Raw genomic sequence first — 5,603 nt, 5'->3', positions numbered from 1 at the left:
AAATTTAAACAGGCTCTAAGAAAGGAGAGATTTAACTCATACGCCGAGAGTTTCGGGTAAGCCCAACGTGCTCTTTTATGTGAAAAGGTCTTCTCAAGAGTTTAGTTGAAACATTCTTCATCTGCAAAGCTTATGCAGATTGCGTGGATTTGTAATTAAATCCGTGTGATCTGTATGGTTTGCGGATGAAGAATATTTTTTATAGTGGCTTATACTTCCGGTACTTAAAGCAACTGTTTCCGGTGCTTAGAGCAGTGTCAAAACATAGAGGTAAACTACAGCGGCAGGAATAGCCAGCAGTGCACTGTCAAAACGGTCGAGCATTCCACCGTGCCCCGGTAAGATATGCCCGGAGTCCTTAATTCCTAATTGTCTCTTCATCAACGATTCGGTCAAGTCTCCCCAGGTTCCGAAGATAACGACAACCAATGCTAATCCTACCCATTGCCACATAGATATGAACGGGAAATAATGTGCAAACGCAAAGGAAGAAGCGATGGAGAGTATAGCGCCGCCAATGCTTCCTTCCCATGATTTCTTGGGAGAAATACGTTCAAACAGGCGGTGCTTGCCAATAAGCGAACCGGCACAGTAAGCGCCTGTGTCGCTCAACCAAATGAATATGAAGATGGAAAGGGGGCGGATTGGATCATAAGTCACGCTACTTGCTGCCGGACTATAATGGAAAGCCAATACGTTTAATAGTGCAAACGGCAGTGCTACATACAGTTGGCTTAGCATGGAATATGCCCAGTTGCCTATGGGATTTTTCTTTTTCAGGTACAGTTCCGTAATTATCAGGTAGAGCAGTAATGCCAGATAAGGCAGGAATACCTGCGCTCCGACGAGGAACTGACAGAACCCTGTTACTGCTAAAAAAAGATAAGCCCCTCCCAGTGCGGTTATGGTTTTATTGATTTGTACTTCACCGCTTTTATTAATCAAGTGCCCAAATTCATATACGCTTAGTGCACTGATGATGGTGAACAGGATGCCGAATGAAAGGGGATTGTATAGAATACAGCCCACCAATACTACTACGAATAACACACCTGTAATAGCGCGTTGTAAGAAATTGCTTTTCACGGTAATTCCCTTTTTAAGTCTTTAATTTTTATTTATCCGCACTACCTGTCTCGACATTCTTATTCTCCTCTTCTTTCACTTCCTCTTCGCTTTTTATAGCTTTCTTAGCGGCCGACTCCTCCACTTTCTTCAATTCGTCAGACGTCTTTTTTGCGCTGATGATTTCATCAGAACGGGATGCCCAGGGACGCTTGCCGAAGATTTCTTCCACATCTTCCGCGAAGATAACTTCTTTGTCAATCAACAGTTGGGTCAACTGGTTATGTCCGTCTTTGTGTTCGAAAAGTATTTTCTTGGCACGCTCGTACTGTGCGTTTACCATGCACTTTACTTCTTCATCAATCAGTTCGGCAGTCTTTTCGCTGTACGGACGGTTGAAAGAGTATTCCTCATTATTATAGTAACAGAGATTGGGCAGTTTCTCGCTCATGCCGAGGTAGGCAATCATGCCATAAGCCTGCTTGGTGACACGTTCCAAATCGTTCATGGCGCCGGTGGAGATACGCCCAAGGAATAAGTCCTCAGCAGCGCGTCCGCCCAGAGTTGCACACATCTCGTCGAGCATTTGCTCTTTAGTGGTTATCTGGCGTTCCTCCGGTAAGTACCATGCAGCACCTAATGCCCGTCCACGCGGAACAATGGTTACTTTGATTAACGGGTCTGCATATTCCAGTAACCAGGAGATGGAGGCATGCCCGGCTTCATGAATAGCGATAGAGCGGCGTTCGGACTCCGTTGTGATTTTGGTTTTCTTCTCCAACCCGCCTACGATACGGTCTACGGCATCGAGGAAGTCTTGTTTCCCTACGAACTTCTTGCCGTGGCGCGCAGCAATAAGGGCGGCTTCGTTGCAGACGTTGGCGATGTCGGCGCCGGAGAATCCCGGTGTCTGGCGTGCAAGGAGTTCAACGTCTACAGTATTGTCTATCTTGATGGGGCGCAAATGAACTCCAAAGACTTCTTTACGTTCATTGAGATCCGGTAAATCTACATGTATCTGACGGTCAAAACGTCCGGCGCGCAGCAGGGCTTTGTCCAGTACATCTACACGGTTTGTAGCGGCAAGGATAATTACACCGCTGTTGGAACCGAAGCCATCCATTTCAGTCAATAGCTGGTTCAATGTGTTTTCGCGTTCGTCGTTACCACCCATAGCGGCGGCTTTGGCACGTGCACGGCCTACGGCGTCAATCTCGTCGATGAATACAATACAGGGGGCTTTTTCTTTTGCCTGGCGGAATAAGTCGCGTACGCGTGAAGCGCCCACGCCGACAAACATTTCCACAAAGTCCGAACCTGCCAGTGAGAAGAACGGTACGTTGGCTTCGCCTGCTACGGCTTTGGCAAGCAGCGTTTTACCCGTTCCCGGAGGGCCTACCAGTAATGCGCCCTTAGGTATTTTGCCACCCAGGTCGGTGTATTTCTGGGGTTCTCTCAGGAATTCCACAATTTCTTCTACTTCCTGCTTGGCTTCGGCAAGTCCGGCCACATCTTTAAAAGTAACTTTTACGGGTGTGCCTTTCTCAAACAGTTGGGCGCGCGATTTACCCACGTTGAATATGCCGCCACCTCCTGCACCGCCGCCACCGCTCAAACGGCGTGACATGAAGATCCAGAAACCGATAAGGAAAGCGATTGGCAGGATTTGCCATAGGATAGCGCTGAAATAGTTACGTTTCTTCTCGTAGCTGATAGAGCCGTCGAAACGTTTTTCATCTTTCTCTTTCTGTAAGAAGTCGCCCAGGCTTGTGCGCGACGGGGCTTCGGTTATGATTAGCGGATTCTTGCCTACCCGGTTGGAGTCCTGGCGGAATACATCTTTTACATATTGCGGCTTGATGTATGCTTCTACCGAGTTGTCATCGTAACCAATCACTTTACTCATATAGCCGTTACGTATGTATTGCTGGAATTCATCGTAAGGGACATTTTTGGAATTTGTACTGCCTTCGTTCGTCAGATACAATCCCAAAAGCATCATGGCTATTATCATATACAACCAGTTCAGGTTGAACTTGGGTATATTTACCTTATTGTTTTTTTTATTAGCGTTGTTATTATCCATAAGTCTTAATTAATCAATATCAGGTATTTGGGTTAATTTTGCGTCAGCCCAGAGGTGCTCCAGATTGTAAAATTCTCTGGTCTGGGGTAGGAATATATGAACTAATACGTCGGAATAATCCATTGCTACCCATTCGGCATTACGTAGTCCATCTATGCCAGATGGTTTGGTATCAGCGCCTTTGCGGGCGAATTCTTTTACGGATTCTACTATGGCGGTCACTTGGCTGGGGGAATTTCCCTGGCAAATAACTAAGTAGTTGCAGATGGTATCGCCTATCTTAGTCAGATCCGCTATCACAATTTTTTTTCCTTTTTTATCTTGAATACCTTCGGTTATTTGTTGAATAAGTTTTTTTGTTTCGTTCATTACTAATTATTGAAATTAAATAGTTGGCAAATATACGGTGAATTCTTGTATGAAACACTGAAAAAGGAAAAACTCTTTTCTTTTTTATTTTTTTTAGGTATATATTACTTTGCTGTGTAGCTTCTTAGCAGAAATTAGAGAAAAAAGTATAGAATTCTTTTTTGGGTTCTTAAAATCTTAGTATCTTTGCAACCGCAAAATGAGAAAGACCTCTTATTGGGCTATGGTGTAATGGTAACACTACAGATTCTGGTCCTGTCATTTCTGGTTCGAGTCCAGATAGCCCAACTTCTTTTAGTATTTTCGGCTTTAAGAAACATGGAAATCTCCGTTTTTAGGTGGACACCCCTGTTGTAGTAATACAACAGGGGTGTTTTCTTGCCTGCATTATTCATACTGTAGTTAAAGGGGGTATCACCTCGTTAGTAGTTTAGTAGTTAAAAGTCACTTTGAGGCATGTTGCACCGCATATATATGGTGCACGCACGGGATATATCCCGTCCGTGAGCGGCATATATCCCGTCCGTGAACGGCATATATCCCGTGTGCGAACGGCATATATCCCGTCCGCAAACCGCATATATACGGTTCATGAACGGTATAAGACACCGTTCATGAACCGTTAAATGCCTGTTATATTGTTGATTATAGGGGTTAATTCAGATGTTTTAATATCCATTCCAACTGTCCGTATTCTGTGGTGTCGGAAGTCCAATGTTCATTAATCGGAGTAATCAATGCTTCCTTGGGGCAGGTCAGTACATTATATACGGCATAGCTGGTGGTAGGAGGACAAACGTCGTCGTTGTATCCCCAAGTGATGTAGGTAGGAACTTTTATCAGGCGGGCGAAGTTTACCACATCATAGTATGCCATTGTCTTCAGCTTTTCGGGCGTGTCCATGCCTTCGGTACGGAAGAAGTGAGGATAGCCTCCTGCACGTCCGGCTTTGTAACCCGCCATATCACTCAAAGCCGGGTGATTGGCGACGCAAGCAGTGACACGGTTATCCAATCCGGCAGTAATCACAGCCAAAGCTCCCCCCTGGCTACCTCCCTGGACTATTACGTTCTTGCCGTCCCATTCGGGCAGAGAAGTCAATAGGTCGATGCTGCGTACACAGCCCAGATAAACGCGTTTCATGTAATAGTTATCGCGATTCTCTAACCCATTATTCAGATAACCGTTTTCTCTGCCGTTGAAAGCATCGCTGATTTCTTTAAATTCTTCCGCCGACATTGTCGGATTCAGTCCATGTATCTCGATTTCGAAACGGATGCAGCCTGCTTCCGCGTAGTATTTATGGCGCAAAGGCTCTTTTATAGTCTTGATGCCTGCTCCCGGCGGGCAGAGTACCACCGGACAGGAGCCTTTCGTGGCATTCTTCGGATAGAACAAATAGCCGTAAATACTCTGTCCGCGATTGTTGAGCATTAACTTGACGAGGTAACAATCGACCTTGTCGGTGCAATATTCTTTGGCAAGTTCCTTTGTATAAGTCAGGGGATACTTGGAGGCTTGGGCCTTGTTGCTTTCCCAGAACTCGGCGAAGTCTTTCGGCATCTGCGTGTAAGGTTGAATCTTTTCGGGCGAGAAGCCGACTTTCACGTGGTGCTTATAGCTTTTGCCGTCAACGGTGGCAGTCATGCGGCAGTCGCGGAAGCCCGGTTCTTTCATCGTGCCGATAGGAATTTCCGCTTTTCCCTGTTTCAGGACGACGGAACCGGTGGCATCGGCAGGCATCATGTCGCCGCCAAGTTCATAAGTCACGGTCACTCCATCCTGTGGAATGCCGTATTTGTAGAATTGCACTTCAACCGTAGCTTTCTCTCCGGTTTTGTAAAGCCAGTCGGCATGGTTGGGTACAGTTACCCAAAGTACGTCGCTCCGGTACGGGTAGTTCTCCGCATACGTATAGGACAACGGAAGCAGAAGAGCGAACAATAATAATAATAAAATCTTTTTCATCATATAAGTGAATGATTATAATCTGTATTATTCATAAGTGTCTCGTCATAAATGAGAATTTAGCGGTGATTCGAACACAGAGACACAGAGGTACAGAGTTCTCTTTAGCACTGCC

The 5,603-nt window shown here is 45.7% G+C and carries 4 protein-coding genes and 1 tRNA gene; 1 reads left to right on the top strand and 4 read right to left on the bottom strand.

Annotation, left to right across the window (positions count from 1 at the left end):
• Positions 1–246 precede the first annotated feature (246 nt).
• The 3 genes from B2Z67_RS03105 to rsfS are packed head-to-tail and all read right to left on the bottom strand — an operon-like array spanning position 247 to position 3,520.
• The gene (locus B2Z67_RS03105) at positions 247–1,086 is read right to left on the bottom strand and encodes a phosphatidate cytidylyltransferase (protein ID WP_291528356.1); all 840 of its coding nucleotides are present in this window, start codon (positions 1,084–1,086) and stop codon (positions 247–249) included.
• A 28-nt stretch (positions 1,087–1,114) separates the two neighbouring features.
• On the bottom strand, positions 1,115–3,151 hold the full coding sequence (ftsH, locus tag B2Z67_RS03100) for an ATP-dependent zinc metalloprotease FtsH (RefSeq protein WP_291528355.1): 2,037 nt from the start codon (positions 3,149–3,151) through the stop codon (positions 1,115–1,117).
• 9 nt (positions 3,152–3,160) lie between these two features.
• The gene (gene rsfS / locus B2Z67_RS03095) at positions 3,161–3,520 is read right to left on the bottom strand and encodes a ribosome silencing factor (protein ID WP_291528354.1); all 360 of its coding nucleotides are present in this window, start codon (positions 3,518–3,520) and stop codon (positions 3,161–3,163) included.
• Between the two features lie 217 nt (positions 3,521–3,737).
• Here rsfS and B2Z67_RS03090 point away from each other — a divergent pair.
• Positions 3,738–3,808 (top strand) — tRNA-Gln (locus tag B2Z67_RS03090).
• 366 nt (positions 3,809–4,174) lie between these two features.
• Here the strand turns inward: B2Z67_RS03090 and B2Z67_RS03085 are convergent.
• A complete protein-coding gene (locus B2Z67_RS03085; protein WP_291528353.1) occupies positions 4,175–5,491 on the bottom strand; it encodes an acetylxylan esterase in 1,317 nt (438 codons plus the stop codon).
• Positions 5,492–5,603: the final 112 nt, after the last annotated feature.

The sequence above is a fragment of the Bacteroides sp. UBA939 genome (genome assembly GCF_002293435.1).
Lineage (GTDB): Bacteria > Bacteroidota > Bacteroidia > Bacteroidales > Bacteroidaceae > Bacteroides.
The sequence above is the reverse complement of the archived record's forward strand: the minus strand, read 5'-3'. Positions and strand labels throughout refer to the sequence as shown.